This is a genomic window from Mesorhizobium sp. M0166 (assembly GCF_040322255.1).
GTDB lineage: Bacteria > Pseudomonadota > Alphaproteobacteria > Rhizobiales > Rhizobiaceae > Mesorhizobium.
The window spans coordinates 131702-149541 of the sequence record NZ_JAMYTD010000013.1; the positions used below are offsets into that span (position 1 = coordinate 131702).

Annotated in this window: 20 protein-coding genes; 12 read left to right on the top strand and 8 right to left on the bottom strand. The window is 63.1% G+C overall.

The features are described 5' to 3' along the window. The first annotated feature begins 4 nt into the window (after positions 1–4). The gene (mocR, locus tag NKJ46_RS16580; RefSeq protein WP_352564348.1) at positions 5–1471 is read left to right on the top strand and encodes a rhizopine catabolism transcriptional regulator MocR; all 1467 of its coding nucleotides are present in this window, start codon (positions 5–7) and stop codon (positions 1469–1471) included. A gap of 190 nt (positions 1472–1661) precedes the next feature. After that, positions 1662–2027 carry a GFA family protein gene (locus NKJ46_RS16585; protein WP_352564346.1) on the top strand — a complete coding sequence of 122 codons (366 nt, stop codon included), beginning with the start codon at positions 1662–1664 and terminating at the stop codon, positions 2025–2027. 29 nt (positions 2028–2056) lie between these two features. Here NKJ46_RS16585 and NKJ46_RS16590 read toward each other — a convergent pair whose 3' ends face one another. Both NKJ46_RS16590 and NKJ46_RS16595 read right to left on the bottom strand, forming a co-directional pair. Beyond that, positions 2057–2500: an SRPBCC family protein gene (locus tag NKJ46_RS16590; protein ID WP_352564345.1), complete on the bottom strand. Its 444-nt coding sequence runs from the start codon at positions 2498–2500 to the stop codon at positions 2057–2059. A gap of 169 nt (positions 2501–2669) precedes the next feature. Continuing rightward, positions 2670–3914, bottom strand: a complete 1245-nt coding sequence (locus tag NKJ46_RS16595; RefSeq protein WP_352564343.1) for a DegT/DnrJ/EryC1/StrS family aminotransferase — start codon at positions 3912–3914, stop codon at positions 2670–2672. A 363-nt stretch (positions 3915–4277) separates the two neighbouring features. Between NKJ46_RS16595 and NKJ46_RS16600 the strand changes: the two genes are divergently transcribed. From NKJ46_RS16600 to NKJ46_RS16620, 5 genes are all read left to right on the top strand, one after another. Then, a complete protein-coding gene (locus NKJ46_RS16600; protein ID WP_352564341.1) occupies positions 4278–5252 on the top strand; it encodes a polysaccharide deacetylase family protein in 975 nt (324 codons plus the stop codon). An 80-nt stretch (positions 5253–5332) separates the two neighbouring features. Beyond that, the gene (locus NKJ46_RS16605) at positions 5333–6301 is read left to right on the top strand and encodes a rhizopine catabolism ABC transporter substrate-binding protein (protein WP_352516737.1); all 969 of its coding nucleotides are present in this window, start codon (positions 5333–5335) and stop codon (positions 6299–6301) included. Between the two features lie 148 nt (positions 6302–6449). Next, on the top strand, positions 6450–7565 hold the full coding sequence (locus NKJ46_RS16610; RefSeq protein ID WP_352456268.1) for an ABC transporter permease: 1116 nt from the start codon (positions 6450–6452) through the stop codon (positions 7563–7565). A 14-nt stretch (positions 7566–7579) separates the two neighbouring features. Next, entirely contained in the window at positions 7580–8410 is an 831-nt protein-coding gene (locus NKJ46_RS16615; RefSeq protein WP_352564536.1) for an ATP-binding cassette domain-containing protein, read from the top strand. Positions 8411–8442: 32 nt separating this feature from the next. Beyond that, entirely contained in the window at positions 8443–9549 is a 1107-nt protein-coding gene (locus tag NKJ46_RS16620) for a Gfo/Idh/MocA family protein (protein WP_352564340.1), read from the top strand. A gap of 21 nt (positions 9550–9570) precedes the next feature. Here NKJ46_RS16620 and NKJ46_RS16625 read toward each other — a convergent pair whose 3' ends face one another. Both NKJ46_RS16625 and NKJ46_RS16630 read right to left on the bottom strand, forming a co-directional pair. Further along, positions 9571–10344 carry a FadR/GntR family transcriptional regulator gene (locus NKJ46_RS16625; protein ID WP_352564339.1) on the bottom strand — a complete coding sequence of 258 codons (774 nt, stop codon included), beginning with the start codon at positions 10342–10344 and terminating at the stop codon, positions 9571–9573. A 30-nt stretch (positions 10345–10374) separates the two neighbouring features. Continuing rightward, entirely contained in the window at positions 10375–11376 is a 1002-nt protein-coding gene (locus tag NKJ46_RS16630; protein WP_352564337.1) for a LysR family transcriptional regulator, read from the bottom strand. 110 nt (positions 11377–11486) lie between these two features. Between NKJ46_RS16630 and NKJ46_RS16635 the strand changes: the two genes are divergently transcribed. The 3 genes from NKJ46_RS16635 (at position 11487) to NKJ46_RS16645 (ending at position 13608) form a co-directional block, all read left to right on the top strand. Continuing rightward, positions 11487–12101, top strand: a complete 615-nt coding sequence (locus tag NKJ46_RS16635) for a nitroreductase family protein (RefSeq protein ID WP_352564335.1) — start codon at positions 11487–11489, stop codon at positions 12099–12101. Further along, positions 12098–12955, top strand: a complete 858-nt coding sequence (locus tag NKJ46_RS16640) for an EamA family transporter (RefSeq protein ID WP_352564333.1) — start codon at positions 12098–12100, stop codon at positions 12953–12955. The genes NKJ46_RS16635 and NKJ46_RS16640 overlap by 4 nt, the downstream gene beginning before the upstream one ends. Positions 12956–13119: 164 nt before the next feature. After that, on the top strand, positions 13120–13608 hold the full coding sequence (locus tag NKJ46_RS16645) for a nucleoside deaminase (protein ID WP_352564331.1): 489 nt from the start codon (positions 13120–13122) through the stop codon (positions 13606–13608). A gap of 152 nt (positions 13609–13760) precedes the next feature. Here NKJ46_RS16645 and NKJ46_RS16650 read toward each other — a convergent pair whose 3' ends face one another. After that, complete coding sequence (locus NKJ46_RS16650) at positions 13761–14243, bottom strand: MarR family winged helix-turn-helix transcriptional regulator (RefSeq protein WP_352564330.1); 483 nt, start codon at positions 14241–14243, stop codon at positions 13761–13763. A gap of 96 nt (positions 14244–14339) precedes the next feature. Between NKJ46_RS16650 and NKJ46_RS16655 the strand changes: the two genes are divergently transcribed. After that, a complete protein-coding gene (locus NKJ46_RS16655; protein ID WP_352564328.1) occupies positions 14340–14744 on the top strand; it encodes a VOC family protein in 405 nt (134 codons plus the stop codon). A gap of 101 nt (positions 14745–14845) precedes the next feature. Here the strand turns inward: NKJ46_RS16655 and NKJ46_RS16660 are convergent, their stop codons facing one another. Continuing rightward, entirely contained in the window at positions 14846–15742 is an 897-nt protein-coding gene (locus NKJ46_RS16660; RefSeq protein ID WP_352564326.1) for an NAD-dependent epimerase/dehydratase family protein, read from the bottom strand. A gap of 146 nt (positions 15743–15888) precedes the next feature. Here NKJ46_RS16660 and NKJ46_RS16665 point away from each other — a divergent pair, with 146 nt between their 5' ends. Then, on the top strand, positions 15889–16827 hold the full coding sequence (locus tag NKJ46_RS16665; RefSeq protein ID WP_352564324.1) for an NAD(P)-dependent oxidoreductase: 939 nt from the start codon (positions 15889–15891) through the stop codon (positions 16825–16827). 250 nt (positions 16828–17077) lie between these two features. On the opposite strand, the gene NKJ46_RS16670 is transcribed toward NKJ46_RS16665, so the two are convergent. Further along, entirely contained in the window at positions 17078–17296 is a 219-nt protein-coding gene (locus NKJ46_RS16670; RefSeq protein WP_352665962.1) for a hypothetical protein, read from the bottom strand. 285 nt (positions 17297–17581) lie between these two features. Further along, positions 17582–17840, bottom strand: a 259-nt coding sequence (locus NKJ46_RS16675) for an FCD domain-containing protein (RefSeq protein WP_352665963.1), incomplete at its 5' end; no start/stop codon positions are given.

Consider the following 17840-nt stretch of genomic DNA (forward strand, 5'->3'; position numbering starts at 1 on the left):
TGCCGTGGCCGACCAGATGCGCCTTTCCCTCGACATCATGTCGGTCGACCGTGCTTCGGAAGAACCGATGCATCGTCAGATCTACGGCGCGTTGCGACGCTTCATCCTTGACGGCCAGATCCCGCAGAACACGCTGCTGCCGTCGACGCGCTCGCTGGCCGAAGATCTGAAGGTCGGGCGCAACACGGTCATCGCCGCCTATGACCAGCTCCTTGCCGAAGGTTTCATCGAGGCGCGTGCCGGATCGGGCACCTGGGTGGCGCCGATCCAGCAGAACCGTCCCCTGGCATCGCTGCGCGCCGGACTGGCAGCGCCGCAAAAGCTGTCGCGGCGTGGCCAGACCATCGTCAACGGCCCGCAACCGCCACGCAATGCCGGCGTCATCAATTTCCATCCGGGCGTCCCCGAAACGGCATCGTTTCCGTTCACCATCTGGTCAAGCCTTCTGGTGCGCAATGCACGCAGCCGCGACGAGAGCCTGCTTGGTTATCTCTCCTTTGCCGGCCACCCCGGCCTGCGTCAGGCTATTGCCTCGACCATCGGCCTGTCGCGCGGCATCAGCTGCACCGCCGACCAGGTGATCATCGTCACCGGCGCGCAGGCAGCGCTCGATCTCGTCTCGCGCGTGCTGATGGACGAAGGCGACCATGTCTGGATGGAGGAGCCCGGCTATCTCGGCGCCAAGAGCGCCTTTCTCGCCAGCGGCGCCAGGCTGGCACCGTTGAAGGTCGACCGGCGCGGCTGGCATCTTGCCGATCCGGAGCTGCCGCCGCCGCGGCTGATCTATGTGACGCCATCCTGCCAATGGCCGTTCGGCACCATCATGCGCATCGAGGAGCGGTTGCAGCTGCTCGACATCGCCGAACGCAACGGCGCCTGGATCGCCGAGGATGACTATGACGGCGAATACCGGTTCCGCGGCCGGCCGGTGCCGGCGCTGCGCGGGCTCGATCATGCCGACCGCGTCGTCTATATCGGCAGCTTCGGCAAAACACTGATCCCGGCGCTGCGCATCGGCTATCTGATCGTGCCGCGCGAACTGTCGGTGCCGTTCGACCGGGCAGTGAGCATCACCGGCCAATTCGCGCCGCTGATCCTGCAGGCAACGGTCAACGACTTCATCACGCAGGGCTATTTCGCCACGCACCTCAAGCGCATGCGCCGGCTCTATGCGCGCCGGCAGGCGAACTTCGTCAAGCTGTGCCAGGAGCATCTGGCCGAATGGCTGACCGTCACGGAAAACGATTCCGGCATGCAACTGCTGGCGACCTTCGTCAGGCCCTATAAGGACAGCGACGTGGTTGCCGCCGCCGTCAAGGAGGGGCTCGACGTCCAGGGCATCTCCATCAACTATCACTCTACTGAACCCGAGCACGGCCTCCTGCTCGGCTATGCGGCAATGGACGAACGCCAGATCCTGCGCGCCGTGCTTGCCCTGCGCGCCGCGTTTCTGAGGTTGGACAGAAGCTAGGGCAAGCGCGTCATCTCGTTCACCGCGGTTGCAACATTCGCCCGAGGCGATTAGAAATACGGCATCGGTCCTGGTCCTTCGCCGCGTTCGCGCAAGGAGCCACTCACAGGCCGAATCTCCCCGAAAACCAGAAGCATGCTAACCGCCGAAATTGGCGGAGCAACGCATTCGTCTGACCGTGAGGACTGCCATGAGAACCGCATCCTGTGCCTGCGGGCAACTGAGGATCTCCTGTGAGGGAGACCCGCGACTGGTCGCGCAATGCCACTGCCTCGACTGCCAGAAACGGACCGGCAGCACATACGGCGTCGCGGCCTTCTTCGCGCGCGACAAGGTAGAAGCCGAAGGCAACGCCAGTACCTACAGGCGATCGGCTCGGAGCGGCCATCACGTCACTTTCCATTTCTGCCCGGGCTGCGGCTCGAGCGTCTTCTGGGAGCCCGAGCGAAAGCCTGAATGGATCGCCGTCGCGGTCGGCTGCTTCGCCGATCCCGCGTTTCCGGCCCCAGCGCATGTTGGGTGGGAAGAACGGCGTCATCACTGGGTTTCCGGTTAGCGACGCCAACCCGCCAGGGCAGCTTTATCTTACTGGTTGATCTCGGGTTCGACGAGCTTCGCCAGATTTCGCAGCGACTCCTGCCAGCCGAGATAGCAGGCCTCAACCGGGATGACGTCTGGAATACCGGCCTGCGTGATATTCACTTCGGTGCCGACCGACACTTTCTTCAATGTCACGGTCACCTCGATCTCGCCGGCCAGGTTGGGGTCGTCGAACCGGTCGGTGTAGCGCAGCTGCTCATTGGGCACGAGCTCGACATATTCGCCGCCGAACGAATGGCTGTCGCCGGTGGTGAAGTTGCGGAAGGACATTTTGAACGTACCGCCGACTTTCGCCTCGAAGTGATGAACCGTGCAGGTGAAGCCGTTCGGCGGAAGCCATTTCGCAAGTGCATCCGCTTCGACGAACGCGCGGTAGACTTTCTCCGGGCTGGTTGTCAGAACGCGGTGCAGACGTACGGTGCCGGGCATATCGTTATTCCTCCGTATTGGTGATCGATGCCCCCTAGGACGAGCGGAGCCCGGCCTATCCGACACGGGCCTGCCGATTTTTTGATTACCGGTTATGCCGACCGGAATCCTCGCCCGGCCGCCGGACAAGGAACTCGGCCCCAGGGTAGCAAACCGCGCCGGATCTGGTCTAGTTCACACTATCGAACTTCTGCAGATCAACCGGTGCCGCCCTGCGCAATTCGACATCATCCAGCGAAGCATTCTCCAGCGCCACCCGCGCCGCCGCATCGATGTTGTGGATCATGTCCTGAATGTCGGTATCGCTGTGCGCCGGGTTCATGGCGACCATCACGGTGCGGTTGAGGATGTCGAGCGAGCGCTTGCCGAGGTCGTCGGAATAATCCAACCGCAGGCCCTGGTTCTCGGGCAGTGCGTAAGGATTGAGCGCCGGATGATGCGCGCCTTCATGCATCAGCACCTGGTCCCACTGGGTGAAATTATGGCGGCCGGTCTTGCCGGCAACGACGCTCGGAATGGTCTTCGAAAAAGTCTGCGACGCCTGCTCGCTCGGCAGCAGGTACATCACCTGTGCGGCGCAATCGTCGTCCGGACTGTTCATCGGCGACGGCGTCAGCCCGAGATTGCTAAGGTGGCGGGTGCCGGCCAGCACCGTCTTCTTCTCGGCCCGCATCGCCTCGATGATGCCGTCCAGCCGGTCGAGCTGGACGTTGAGCATCGCCCCCATCAGTTCGGAAGCACGCGCGCCGATGCCGGCGAAGGGTTTGATGCTGTCGCTTCTGCCCTGCCAATAGAAATGGCAAGGGTCGATGGCGCAGCGCGCCCGCTCCGCCACCTTCGGGTCGCTGGTGGCGATGCCGCCGCCCTCGCCCGAGGTCATGTTTTTGAAGTAGTTGAAGGAATAGGCACCGGCATGGCCGATCGAGCCGAGCTTGCGGCCCTCATAGCCGCCGCCGATGCCCTGGCAGACATCCTCCAGCACCAGCAAGCCGCGCTTGGCAGCAATGTCCATGATCGCGTTCATGTTGCAGGCCGCGCCCCACATATGCACCGGGATGACCGCCCTGGTGCGCGGCCCGATAGCCTCGCGCAAGGCGATGGGATCGATGGTCAGGCTCTCGTCGATGTCGACGATAACGGGAATGGCCCCGACCGACAGCACCGCGGTCGCGGTCGCCATATAGGTGTGCGCAGGCACCAGCACTTCGTCGCCGGGGCCGATGCCGAGCCCGATCAGGCCTGCGGCGAGCCCATAGGTGCCGCTGGCGGCCAGCGCGAAATGCTCGACGCCAAGATGCTGCGCATAGCGGGCCTCGAAGCGGTCGCATTCGCTGTCCTTGCCGTAACGAAACAGCGCACCCGAGCGGATCACCCTGGCAATGGCTTCGATTTCCTCTTCGCCGGCGGTGTACATGACAGGCCTCCAAGTTACTTGGTAGTTTGGGTCACTTGATAATGTGGTCGCTTGATGGTGTGGACAGCTGTAGGCTTGTCGGCACAGTTTGAAAGAACCACTCCGCCGCTATTCGACCAAGCCATCTGCGCCCGGAAGACGGTTCCTATGACTGGTTTTGAACCCTGATTGGGGAAATCGGCAGCTAAGTGTCTCAGCCGGCAGGCAAATTGTACCCATCCGAATTCGCCAAAGTGGCCCTGTCGGAAAGGCAGGTTTCGGCGTTCCATTCCGGCCAGTTGGGCAAACGGTTGGTTCCATGAAAGACGGGACACACTTTGGAAGACCCCCGAAGCCGGTATGCCGGCGGGAAGGCGGCCATTCGTGAACGCCGCCGGCTCCAGCAAACGGATCGTGCTCCACGAGGACGATGTCGGCATGTGCCACGGCGCCAACAGCGCCTTCCTCGAATTGAGCGGGCTGGGTGTCTGCAGTTCCGGCGCGGTGATGGTGCCGTGCCCCTGGTTCCTCGAAATGGCCGAGAGCGCTGCAGCCAACCCTGCCCTTGACCTTGGCGTTCACCTGACACTGAACAGCGAGAAGCAGCATTACAAATGGCGGCCGTTGACCGCGCCGTCGCGGGCGGCGGGCCTGACCGACGAGTTCGGCTTCTTGTGGCCCGATGTGGCGACCACGCGCCGCAAGGCGGTGCCGCAGGCGGTCGAGGCCGAGCTTCGGGCCCAGATCGACACCGCCTATCGCGCCGGCATCGACGTCACCCATCTCGACGCGCATATGGGCGCGGCATTGTCGCCGGAATTTTGCGACATCTACATCAAGCTCGGGCTCGAATATCAGCTGCCCGTGCTGCTGACCAAGACCCTGTCCGCCTATTCCCCCAACGACAATCTGGTCGGGGTTACCGAGGAGGCGTTCCAGCGCGGCGTGGCGCTGGCCCGCGCCGGCGGCTTTGCCATTTTCGACGCCGCCATCCAGACGACCTGGGGCCGGCCGCGTTCCAGGCCGATCGGGCCCGCTTACAAAGCGCTCATCGAGGGTGTGCGCGAGGGCCTGACCTTCTTTTGCCTGCATTGCAACGCGCCCGGTGAACTCGAGCTGATCGAGCCGCGCTCCGCCTATGTCCGCACCGAAGAGTACGAGCTGTTCCGCGACCAGGGCTTTCGCGACTGGCTCGCCGCACAGCCAATCGACGTCATCGGCATGAAACCGTTGCGCGAGGAGCTTCGCGCCACGCTCTCGGCCGGGCGAGCATCAACAACGGCCCGCGGCAGCAGCGCGGGCGAACAGCGATTGGCGTCGGCAAAGGCCCGCAAAGCGGCCACCCGATCCGCGACATGAGCCGATCGTCGCGGCCGGAAAAACGGCGCCAGAGGGATTGGACAAGGGATTGGAACTGCAACGATAAATGGGAGAATAAGATGAAAGCTCTTCTGAAAGTGGCATTGGGCGCCTTCGTCTCGGCGGGCCTGATGACAGGTATCGCGCATGCCGCGGGCCTCAAGGATCCGAAGGACGTCCGCATCACCTTCGTGGTGCACGGGTCGGCGTCCGATCCCTATTGGTCGGTGGTCAAGCGCGGCGTCGATGACGCGGCCGCCCTCACCGGCGCCAAGGTCGAATATTACGCGCCGCAGGTCTTCGACGTGGTCGAGCAGGCCCGGCTTCTGGACGCCGCCATCGCCACCAAGCCGGACGGTATCGCCGTCTCCATCGCCGACGCCAATGCACTCGGCAAATCGGTCAAATCCGGGCTTGCCGCCAATATTCCCATGGTGGTTCTGGATTCCGGCGAGAAGGAAGGCGCCGAGCTCGGCACGACGCTCTATGTCGGCACCGTTTCCGAATATGATTCCGGCAAGAAGGCCGGCGAGCGGCTGGCCAAGGAAGGCACGCTGAAGGTCGTCTGCATCAACCACGAGGTCGGCAATGTCAGCCTCGACCAGCGCTGCCAAGGCCTCAATGACGGGCTGAAGCCCTCCGGCGGCGGCACCGAGGTTCTGGCCGTGGCGCCGGATCCCGCCGATATCCAGCGCCGCACCGAAGCCTATCTGTCGGCGCATCCCGATACGCAGGCCGTCTTCGCGCTCGGCGCCACCGCCGCCAACCCGCTGATCCCGATGTTCCGCGACAAGGAACTGTTCGGCAAGCTCAAGCTCTACACCTTCGACATCAGCCCGGAGGTCCTCGACTCTGTCGTCGCCGGCGAAATGGGCTTCGGCATGGACGCCCAGCAATATCTGATGGGCTACCTGCCGGTGATCTATCTGGTCGAGCAGGCGACGCATGGCTTCTGGCCGCAGAACAACGCCTATACCGGACCGCTGTTCATAGACTCGCCGGAAAAAGCCAAGGCGATCCTGGCGCTCGCCAAAGAGGGCATCCGCTAGGCAAGCGCTCCGACGGAACGGGAGAATGCGCCAAGCGCTCTCCCGATCCGTTCGAAGATTGCGAATTGAGCGATTGGAGAGCCTAATGGCGGTCGTGGAAGACAAGGCGATACCTCCGGGCGAACTGAAGGCGGCCGACCGCTTCGGCATGACGTCGAAGCGGGCCGCCGGCGCCGACGAGCGGCTGGCCAGCACCGGCAAGCTGACCCAGTGGCTGCGCCGGCCGGAAGCCGGTGCTGCCGGTGGGCTGCTTGCGACGATCATCATCTTTGCCCTGCTGCCAGGCGCGGCGAACCTCTATTCGCTGCAGGGATCGATGACCTTCCTGACGCTGTCGGCGGAGCTCGGCATCGTCGCCACCGCGGCGGCACTCCTCATCATCGCCGGCGAGTTCGACCTTTCGGTCGGCTCAATGGTCGGCTTTGCCGGTGTCGTCATCGGGCTGACGGTGAAGTACTGGGGCCTGCCGCTATGGGGCGGCATCGCCTGTGCCTTCGCCGTTGCCATCCTCACCGGCTATCTCAATGGCCTGATCGTGGTGAAGACGCGCCTGCCCTCCTTCATCGTCACGCTCGCCACGCTCTATATCCTGCGCGGACTGTCGATCGGCATCACCCGCGCCGTCACCGGGCGCACCCAGATCCCCTACATCCTCGAAGGCGCACCGGACCCGGCGACGGCCGGCATTTTCAACGGTCATCTGCTCACCGGCCTGTTCCACTGGATGGGCGCGCAAGGCTGGATCGCCACCCGCAGCGACGGCATTCCCTTCGTCGCCGGCATTCCGATGTCGATCGTCTGGTGGCTCGGCCTGACGGCGCTGGCCGGCTACGTGCTCACCCAGACGAAATATGGCAACTGGATCTTCGCTACCGGCGGCGACCTGATCGCAGCCCGCAACGTCGGCGTGCCGGTCGATCGCGTCAAGATCAGCCTGTTCGTCTACACCGCCTGCGCGGCGACGCTGCTCGCCACCATCCAGGTGATGGAGGCGGGCTCCGCCGACACCACGCGCGGCCTGCTCAAGGAATTCGAGGCGATCATCGCCGCTGTCATCGGCGGCGTGCTGCTCACCGGCGGCTACGGCACCGTCTATGGCGTGCTGTTCGGCGCGCTGATCTTCGGGCTGGTGCAGATGGGCATCTTCTACACCGGCATCGACACCGACTGGTTCAAGGTCTTCCTCGGCATCGTCATCCTGATGGCCGTGCTGGTCAACAACTACATCAGGCTGAAGGCGCTCGGCCGCGGAGGTGGCAAATGACTGCGCCAGCCCAAATGAGCGAACCGGCCCGAACGACCGAACCGGCAATGGAACTGCGCGGCGTCAGCGTCAATTTCGGCTCGGTGCGCGCGCTCCAGGACATCGACATCAAGGTCTATCCGGGCGAGGTCCACTGCCTGCTCGGCGACAACGGCGCCGGCAAGTCGACGCTGATCAAGGTTCTGTCGGGCGTCTACCGGCCGAGCAAGGGCGAAATCCTGGTCGACGGCAGACCGGTCACCTTCCGCAGCCCGCGCGACGCGCAGGAGCTCGGCGTGGCAACGGTATTCCAGGACCTCGGCATGATCTCGCTGATGTCGATTACCCGCAACTTCTTCCTCGGCCGCGAGCCGACCAAAAGCAGCCTGCCCTTCTCGCGCATCGACAAGGAGCGCGCCAACACCATCGCCAGGCAGGCGATGGCCGATATCGGCATCGACGTGCGCGATCCGACGCAAGCCGTCGGCACGCTGTCGGGCGGCGAGCGCCAGTCGGTGGCGATCGCCCGCGCCGTGCATTTTGGCGCGCGCGTGCTGATCCTCGACGAGCCGACCTCCGCGCTCGGCGTCCACCAGGCGGCGATGGTGCTGAAGTTCATCATCGAAGCACGCATGCGGGGCTTGGCCGTGATCTTCATCAGCCACAACATCCACCATGCCTATCCGGTCGGCGACACCTTCACGCTGCTCAACCGCGGCCGCAATCGCGGCACCTACGCCAAGTCCGAGATTTCGCGCGATGAGGTCATCTCGATCATGTCGGGCGGCGAGGATTTGAAAGCGGTCGAGGCGGAGATTGCCGGCCTGCTCGCCCAGATCGGCAACCGGCCGCCTGCGGCGCCTTGAGCTGACATCAGGACATTGCGGGGAATGATGGCATGAGCAGGATACGCGTCGGGGTCGTCGGCGCCGGCATGATCTCGCAGGTCGAGCATATCCCCAATCTGCTGCGCCTCGGTGAATTGTTCGAGGTCGTCGGGGTCGCCGATCCCTCGAGGATTTCGCGGCAGTTCGTCACCGACACCCATGGCGTTGCCAATTTCGAAACGATCGACCAGCTCTTCGACCAGCGCCTCGACGCGGTGGTGATCGGCTCACCGGACCCGCTGCACCACGAACAGGTGCTGGCGGCGCTGGCGCGCGGCCTGCATGTCTTTTGCGAAAAGCCGCTCTGCTATTCGCCGGCGGAAATCCTGGAGATCGTCGCCGCGCGCGATGCCGCCAGGAAAGTCATGCAAGTCGGCTACATGAAGCGCTTCGACCCGAGCTATCGGCTGGCGCTCGCTTCGCTGCCAGGCACATCAAGCACACTGCGTTCGGTCTCGGTGGAGGTAAACGATCCCGACGCCTGGCCGTTCATTGCCCATCAGCCCTACAGGCGCGGCACCGATATACCCAAGGACATGATCGCCGCCGTCGCCGCCAGGCAGAAGCGCCAGGTCGAAGAGGCCGTCGGCGTGCATCTGACCGATCTCGCTTTCCGTGGATTTACCGGCGCTTACAGCTCGGCCTTGATTCACGACGTCAATGCCGTCCATGGCCTGCTCGATGCGCTCGGCGTGCCGGACGGCGAGGTCGTCGGCGCACAGATCTTCGCCAATGGCGACGGCGGCCACGGCGCCGTCAAGCTTTTGGACGGGCAGGCACTGTGGACCATGACCCACCTCACCGTACCCAAGCTCGCCGACTACAAGGAGCGGATCACGCTGTTTTTCGACGATGCCAGCCTGGAGCTCGAATTCCCCTCGCCCTGGCTCAACCATCATCCGACCCGGCTGACGGTGACGACCGCGGACGGTCACACGCTGTCGAAGAACGATTTGCGTGCCGGCTATGCAGAAGCCTTCGTCGAGGAGATGCGTGGCTTCTGGGCAGCGATCGTCAATGGCGATGCCGTCGTCAACCCGCCCGAGCACGCCGCCCGCGACCAGGCCTTGCTGATCGGGCTGACCCAGCGGCATCTGGCGACCGCACCCATCGACTGAGTGCCTGTAGCCGAACGGCAGCTACCGGGACTTGATGACGCTGTCGGTATTGGCCAGCAGCTTGCGCACCGCATTGCGCGCCGCGTCCGGCCGCTGCAGGCGGATGCTCTTCTCGATTGCCTCATGCAGCCGCTGCGCATGCTGCAAATCGTCGAGTTCCCGCGTGGTATAAGCGAACAGATGATCGAACGCCGATTCGATCAGCACGCCGAGCGGCACCAGCAGATCGTTGCCCGAAGCGCGCAGGATGGCGAGGTGAAACCGCGTGTCGGCGCGCGTCCGCTCCTGCAGGTTGGTCGCTTCGCCCATCTCGCGGCAGGCCTGGCTGATCTCGGCCATCTGCTCGTCGGTGCGCCGCATCGCGGCAAAAGCGCTGGCCTCCGGCTCGATGATGTGGCGGAATTCCTGCACGGTTCTCAGGAACACCTCGCGGTCCGGCGAGGTCGCATACCAGGCCAGCACATCGCGATCGAGCAGGTTCCAGCGTTCCTTCGGCTCGACCCAGCTGCCGATTTTCGGGCGTGACGCAAGCAGGCTCTTGGCCATCAGCATCTTGATCGCCTCGCGCACCGCCGAGCGACTGACGTCGAAAGTCTCCGACCATTTGGCTTCGTTGGGCAGGATGGTTCCCGGCGGATAGTCGCCGCGCACGATCCTCAGCCCGATCTCGTTGGCCAGCGACGCATGCACGCTCGACCCCGGCACGCGTGCCGCATCGGCCCGGCGGACACCGCTGGTGCGTTCGGCGAACGCCTCGGCCGCTGTCTTTCGCTTATTCGGCTTCGCGTCCTGCATAGCTCCACAAAGTCCGGATTTGGAGGCATGTCAAGGAGATGAAATCGACGGCAATATCTCCGTTTGACTTTCCGCGTCCGTCGCCTCGCCGACACCGCGCTTTGCCGAGCGCTCACGCCGGAGCGGCACGAACGGCTTCTCTTTGTCCCGACAGAATTCCTCGATCAGGAAATCAAGGAAGACGCGGATTTTCGGGGCGAGATGCTGCCGTGCCGGATAGACCGCGTAGAGCGTGGTTTCGACCTTTTCCCAGTCATCCAGGGCCGATTGCAGCCGGCCTGCTTTCAGATCGCTCTCGACATAGGGATAGGGGATCAGGCTGACGCCGAAGCCGGCGCGCAACGCATCGCGCACGGCAAGGCTCGAGGAGACCGAATATCGTCCGTCGATGGCGATCCGCTCGCTGCGGCCGTCCTTGCAGAACTCCCATATGTCCGCATGTCCCGAGAGGCTGAACCGGATGCAATTGGCCGCCTTCAAATCGGCAGGCGTTTTGGGCCGGCCATGCGTCGCGAAATAGGCCGGAGCTGCGCAAAGCACGTGCGGCATGACAGCAAGCTTTCTGGCGACCAGGCTGGAATCCTCGAGATTGTCGCTGCCGCGAATGGCCAGGTCAAATCCCTCCCGCACGATGTCGACGCGCCTGTCATCAAGATGCAGATCGAGCTTCAAATCGGAATAGCGCGATAGAAACGCGGGAATGGCAGCCGAAAGCCGCGTCAACGTGACAGTCATCGGCGCGCTGACCCGCAACGTCCCGCTCGGCGCCGTCTTGATCGGGCCGAGAACCTGGTCGGCCCTGGCCAGCGCATCGAGCCCCTGCGTGACATGCTCCAGGTAGATCCTGCCTTCTTCGGTCAGCGCCATGCGCCGCGTCGTCCGGTTGATGAGCCGTACCCCCAGATGCGCCTCCAGCTCGGCGATGTTCTTGCTGATCGCCGGAGGCGAGAGGCCGAGCCGCCGCCCGGCTTCGGCAAAGCTGTTCAGTTCAGCCACTTGGCGGAAAACCTGCAACGCAGTCAGGCGATCCATCGCACCATTCTCTTCCAGTAAACAATGTCTTTCATTTCTCACATATTATCGTCTGTTGGTAAATTCCATATCTGCTTCCCGAACGGCTTACTCAATTTCGGAATGACATGATGACCAACCCCACAATCTCCCTTATCGAGCGACGCATGTCGGCCAATCGGTTCGATGTCTCGCACGCGTTGACGGATGCCGAGGTCGAGGAACTGGCACGCCTCGCAACGCGCGCGCCAACCGCCTACAACCTTCAGAATTGGCGGTTCATCGCCGTGCGGACGCCGGAAGCAAAGGCACGGTTGCGCAGCGTGGCCCACGGCCAGGCCAAGGTGCAGGACGCAGCCGTCACCTTCATCATCTGCGGCGTACTGCCCGACCACGCTGCCCTCAATGCCAGGCTGCGTCCTTTCGTCGAAGCCGGCTTCATGCCGGCGGATATGGCTTCGGGCTGGCAGGAAGGCGCCCGCACCCAATATGCCGATCCTCGAGCGGCCCGCGACGAAGCCGTGCGCTCGGCAACGCTTGGCGCTGCAACGCTGATTTTTGCAGCCGAAGCGCTGGGGCTCGTCGCTGGTCCTATGGGAGGCTTCGATGCCGAAGGCGTGGCCCGCGAGTTTGGCCTTGGAACGAATGAAGTGCCGGTGATGCTCATCGCGGTCGGCCGCGCCACGCCCGGAAACTGGCCGCAAAAGCCGCGCCGCCCTCTTGCCGAAGTTCTGGAAATCTTATGAAAACGCACCGTTCCGATCTGTTGCTTACAGCCATTGCACCCGCGATATGGGGCAGCACCTATATTGTCACGACGCAGTTCCTGCCGAACCTCTCGCCGATGACGGTTGCGATGCTGCGGGCCTTGCCCGCCGGATTGCTGCTGCTCGCGATCGTCCGGAAACTGCCGACGGGCATCTGGTGGCTGCGCAGTTTCGTGCTCGGAGCCCTCAACATCTCGATCTTCCTGAGCATGTTGTTTGTCGCCGCCTACCGGCTTCCTGGCGGGGTCGCGGCGACGGTACTGTCGGTCCAGCCGTTGATCGTGATTTTCCTTGCCGCTGCCCTGCTTGCCAGCGCCGTCCGACCGTTAGCGATCGTCGCTGCCCTTGTCGGGATCGCCGGTGTTGCATTGCTGGTGCTGACCCCGAACGCGACGCTCGATTTAGTCGGCGTTGCCGCCGGCCTCGCCGGGGCGGCCTCCATGGCCTTCGGAAGCGTATTGGCCCGTAAGTGGCAACCGCCAGTATCGCTGCTTACCTTCACGGCATGGCAACTGACTGCCGGCGGTCTCCTTCTCGTTCCGGTGGTCGTGCTTTTCGAACCACCCATCCCGTTCCCGACTGCGGCCAACCTGCTTGGACTGGCGTGGCTCGGCCTGGTCGGCGCGGCGCTGACTTACGTCCTCTGGTTCCGGGGCATTGCGCGACTGGAATCTGCGGTGGTGTCGTCGCTGCTTTTCCTCAGCCCGGTGACCGCCGTGCTGCTTGGATGGGTATTCCTGGACCAGACGCTGACCTTGCCTCAAATCGCCGGCGTCGTTTTCGTCATCGGCAGCATCTGGCTGGCTCAACGCCCTAGTCGCAACGAGTCCTAATGCATGTCGCGCAAAAGTGTGCAGCGGTTTTGCGATTACGACATGCATCAAACAAGAACCTAAAGCGCGTCGCATGGAGGCCGGTCGAACGCGACGCGCTTTAGGCCGCCGACTTGTGTCGGCGGATTGTTCGGCACTATGGTCAAGCGGCGGAGGATCTGCCGATGCCACAACGCCCCTATGATGAGCGCCTGCTCCGTCAGGCGTTCGACGTCGCGCGCAAAGCCCGCGATGCCGGCGAACATCCCTTTGGTTCGCTCCTCGCCGACAAGGACGGCAATGTGTTGCGCGAGCAGCCCAACGGTTACAAAGCCGGCGGGGGCGACCGCACCGCTCATGCCGAAAGGCTGCTGGCCTCCTGGGCGGGGATGAATATCAGTCTCGAAAAACTGGCTTCCTGCACCCTCTACACTTCGGCCGAACCTTGCGCGATGTGCTCCGGGACGATTTATTGGGCGGGCATCGGACGGGTCGTCTTTGGGCAGAGCGAACACGACCTCAAGCGGCTGACGGGCGCACATGTCGAGAATCCCACACTCGACCTGCCCTGCAGGATCGTCTTCGAAGCCGGGCAGCGTCCGACTGAGGTCATCGGCCCGCTGCTTGCCGATGAAGCGGCGCAACTCCAGGCCGAATTCTGGAAAGACAAGTAGGGTCGGGACTCGTTGATTCAGAGGCAGAGGTGACTGACTGCCACCTGATGCAATTCCAGGAAAAGTGTGAAACGGTTTTCCGTCCGGAATTTGCGTCAAAACAAAAAGATAGATCGGTTCGGCGTTCCGTGAAACGATGAAATCGTTCTAATTTAAAGGCCTGTCAGCAATTTCTTAAGCAGAGCGTTAAGAGTTTCCTGCTCCGCCAGCGTCAGCACGGAGATTAATTGCTCTTCCAGCGCCACCATTGGACCGATCAAATCGTCGATCGCGCGCTTGCCGCCAGTCGTCAGCGCAATTTGCTTGCCGCGCCGGTCGGCGGGATCGGGGCGTCGTTCAACCAGCCCGGCGCGCTCCAGCCGGTCCAGGCGGCTCGTCATGCCGCCCGAGGAGATCATTGCCGATTCGTAGAGCTGAGTAGGTGAGAGCATATACGGTTCACCGGCGCGCCTGAGCGGCGTGAGCACATCAAACTCACCTACATTCAGGCCTGCTTCTTTGAGCAACGGGTTCATGTGATCGCGGATAACCCGCGCGGCGGCATCAAGCAGACGACCTACCGTTTCAACAGGCAACAACGGAAGATCGGGGCGCTCGCGGGTCCATTCCTTAGCTGCGGCCTCGGCGCGATCCATGGCAAATATTCCCTCGGCAAAATGTATCTTGCAATCAAGATACATTGCATCTACTAAGTAATAGCGCAGCGCGCATTCCTGGAGAAGGCGAAATCGATGCCCAAAATGATTTTCGTGAACCTGCCTGTCCGTGACCTGTCGGCGTCAACGGCGTTCTACGTGGCGCTAGGCGGCACTGTGAACCCGCAGTTTTCGGGCGAGAAATCCACCTCGATCATGTTCTCGGACACGATCGGGGTGATGCTGCTGACCCATGACCACTACCGCGAATTCACTACACGCCCAATCGGCGACGCAAGGCGCGATAGCCAGGCAATGATCGTCCTCACTGTCGATGACCGCGACGCCGTCGATTCAACACTGACCAGCGCAGTTGCGGCGGGCGGTCGCGCCGATCCCAACCCGGCACAGGATCTTGGCTTCATGTATAATCGCCACATTGAAGACCCAGATGGCTACGTCTGGGAAATCGTGTGGATGAACCCGACGGCGAACACCTGAACGTCGGGTGCGGGCGCATCGGCCGTAGCGGTTCCTGAGCCTGGAGTCGTGACCAGCAATTCGGTGCTGGCCCAGTGCCGGCTCCGCATCAGCTGCGCCCGTCAGGTCGTCTTGACATATTTCCGCCAGCTGTGCTCCGGCCGGAAGCCGAGCATGTCCCGCGCCTTGCGGTTGGAGAGCAGCGTCTCGTATTCGCCAACTTCACCCTTGACCGGCACATCGGGATAAAACCGCTTCAGCAGTTCGGCTGTCGGCAGGTCGGACGAGGTGTCGTCATTGGCGGCGTTGAACACCTGATAGCCGAGCCGATCCTTCTCGATGGCGCGCAGCGTGATCTGGCCGAGGTCGCGCGCGTCGATGTAGCTCCAGGCAATGCGCTTGCGGAAACCCGGATCGGCGAACCATTTCGGAAACAGCGAATATTCATGCGGCTCGATGACGTTGCCGATGCGCAAGGCGTAAATGTCGAAGCCGCTGCGCAGGGCAAAGGCGCGCGCCGTCTTCTCGTTGACGACCTTGGACAGCGCATAGCTGTCCATCGGATCGACGTCGTACTCCTCGTCAAGCGGGAAATGCGTCGGATCGCGTGGCTCATTGGCGAAGACCAGGCCGTAGGTCGTTTCGCTGGAGGCGATCACCACCTTGCGGATGCCGAGCTTCACCGCCGCCTCGATGACGTTGTAGGTGCCGAGCGCGTTGATGCGGAACACCTCGTTGTCGGGCGTGATCATGATGCGCGGGATCGCCGCGAAATGCACCACGGCATCGACCGGCTGCGTGCGCAGCGACGGGTCGAATTCATGCAGGCCCATATAGCTCGACAGCGCATTGAACACCTGCCCGCTGTCGGTGATGTCGGTGATCAGCGTGCGCACCTTGGGATTATCGAGCGGCTTGGTGTCGATGTTGAGCACCTGGCAGCCCTGCTCGACCAGATACTGCACGACGTGGCGCCCGGCCTTGCCGCTGCCGCCGGTGAACATGATCCGCTTCGTCATTTTGCTCTCCCTGGAATTCATGTGTATTGTCAGACAATATCGAACTCTGCAATCGCCTGCCATGGCATGCGGCAAAAACCCGCTTCAACAATTCGCCGGCAAGGTGCAGCGCCGTCATCCATCATTGCAAAATAGGACGAAACGACATGAACACGACCGCTGCGAGCGAAAAGATCGGCTTCATCGGGCTTGGCCTGATGGGCCATGGGATCGCGAAGAACATCGTCGACAAGGGCTATCCGCTGACGTTTCTCGGCCGCAAGAACCGCACGCCGGCCGAAGACCTGCTCGGCCGCGGCGCCAGGGAAGCGGCGACCTCGCGCGACGTCGCGGCGGCATCCGATATCGTCTTCATCTGCGTCACCGGCTCGCGCGAGGTCGAAGCCATCATCCGCGGCCCAGGCGGCCTCAGGGAAGGCCTGAAGCAGGGATCGGTTGTCGTCGACTGCTCGACCTCGGATCCTGTCTCGACGGTGGCGCTGGCCGCCGAGCTCAAGGGGTTCGGCGTCGACTATGTCGATGCCCCGCTCAGCCGCACGCCGAAGGAGGCCTGGGAAGGCACGCTCGACGCCATGGTCGGCGCGCCCGACGCGGTCTTTTCCCGGCTGAAGCCGGTGCTCGAAACCTGGGCCGGGCGCATCGTCCATATCGGCGACACCGGTGACGGCCATCGCATGAAGCTGCTCAACAATTTCATTTCGCTCGGCTACGCCGCGATCTATTCCGAGGCGCTGGCGCTGGCGCAGAAGGTCGGCATCTCGCCGCCGCGCTTCGACAGCGTCATCCGCAACGGCCGCATGGATTGCGGCTTCTACCAGACCTTCATGCGCTGGACGCTGGAAGGCGACCGCGACGCGCACAAATTCACCATCGCCAACGCCTTCAAGGATCTCACCTATCTCGAATCGATGGCAGGTGCTGCCGGCATCGCCAACCCGCTCGGCAACGCCACCAAGAACGCCTTCGCCGGCGCCTTCGCGGCCGGCCCCGCCGACCAGTACGTGCCGATGCTGGCCACGCATATCGGCAAGGTCAACGGCGTCGATCTCATGCCGACCAGGGATGGCAAAAAGCAGACGATCTGAGGCGGCCGATCAGCTTTCGGCCACGCAACATTCCGGGGTAAGCGCACCGGCGAAGCTGCCGACCTCCCTGAGGCAGTGCCATCGCACGTCGGCAAGAGCCCCCTCACCCGGATTGCCAACCGAATTGCGAAGGGCAATTCGGGACAATCCGACCTCTCCCCAAGGGGAGAGGAGGTCGCCTGCGTTGATGCCAGGGCTCTTCTCCCCAGCGGGGAGAGTGGCCGCGAAGCGGCCGGATGAGGGGGACTCCCTATGCGATTGCCCTGCCTTGCTGTCCCTCAGTCCTCGGCAACACCGAAACTTTCAAAGCCAGAAATAAAAAACCCGCCTCGTTGGGCGGGTCGTCGGGGCCAATCAGCACCATAGCCAGATTAGTAGCATAGCTGCCGGCACAAAGCAAGAACAAAATACGCTGCGGTCGCACAAAAAACGCGATTTCCTTCACCGCCGCGAGCTTGCGCTCAAACATGCCGCAGCAGGGCGCCGTCGGCGAAGCTGCCGATCTCCCCCCTTGCGGGGGAGATGCCCGGCAGGGCAGAGGGGGGTGCTGTCCCGCCGACCTGTGAACCAGCCGCAGTCAAGTCCTCATGCTGAATCTCGATTGGAATGCTGAGGGCCAAGTTGGCGATCCTTCCCACCCCCCTCTGTCCTACCGGACATCTCCCCCGCAAGGGGGGAGATCGGATGACGCTTCTGCTTTCGCCAATCACTAACATAAAGCAGGGCCAGGCTGGCGCCCGCCTCGGCGCCTAAATCACCGCCGCGAACGGCCGATGACATCGTCGGTGTTGGCGAGAAGCCTGTGTACCGCGGCGCGGGCTGCGGCGGGCCGCTGCAGGCGGATGTTCTTCTCGATCGCCTCGTGCAGCCTTTGCGCATGCTGCTGGTCGCTGGTTTCGCGCGTGACGAAGACAAACAGGTGATCGAGCGCCGATTCGATCAGCACGCCGAGCGGCACCAGCAGATCGTTGCCCGAAGCGCGCAGGATGGCGAGGTGAAACCGCGTGTCGGCG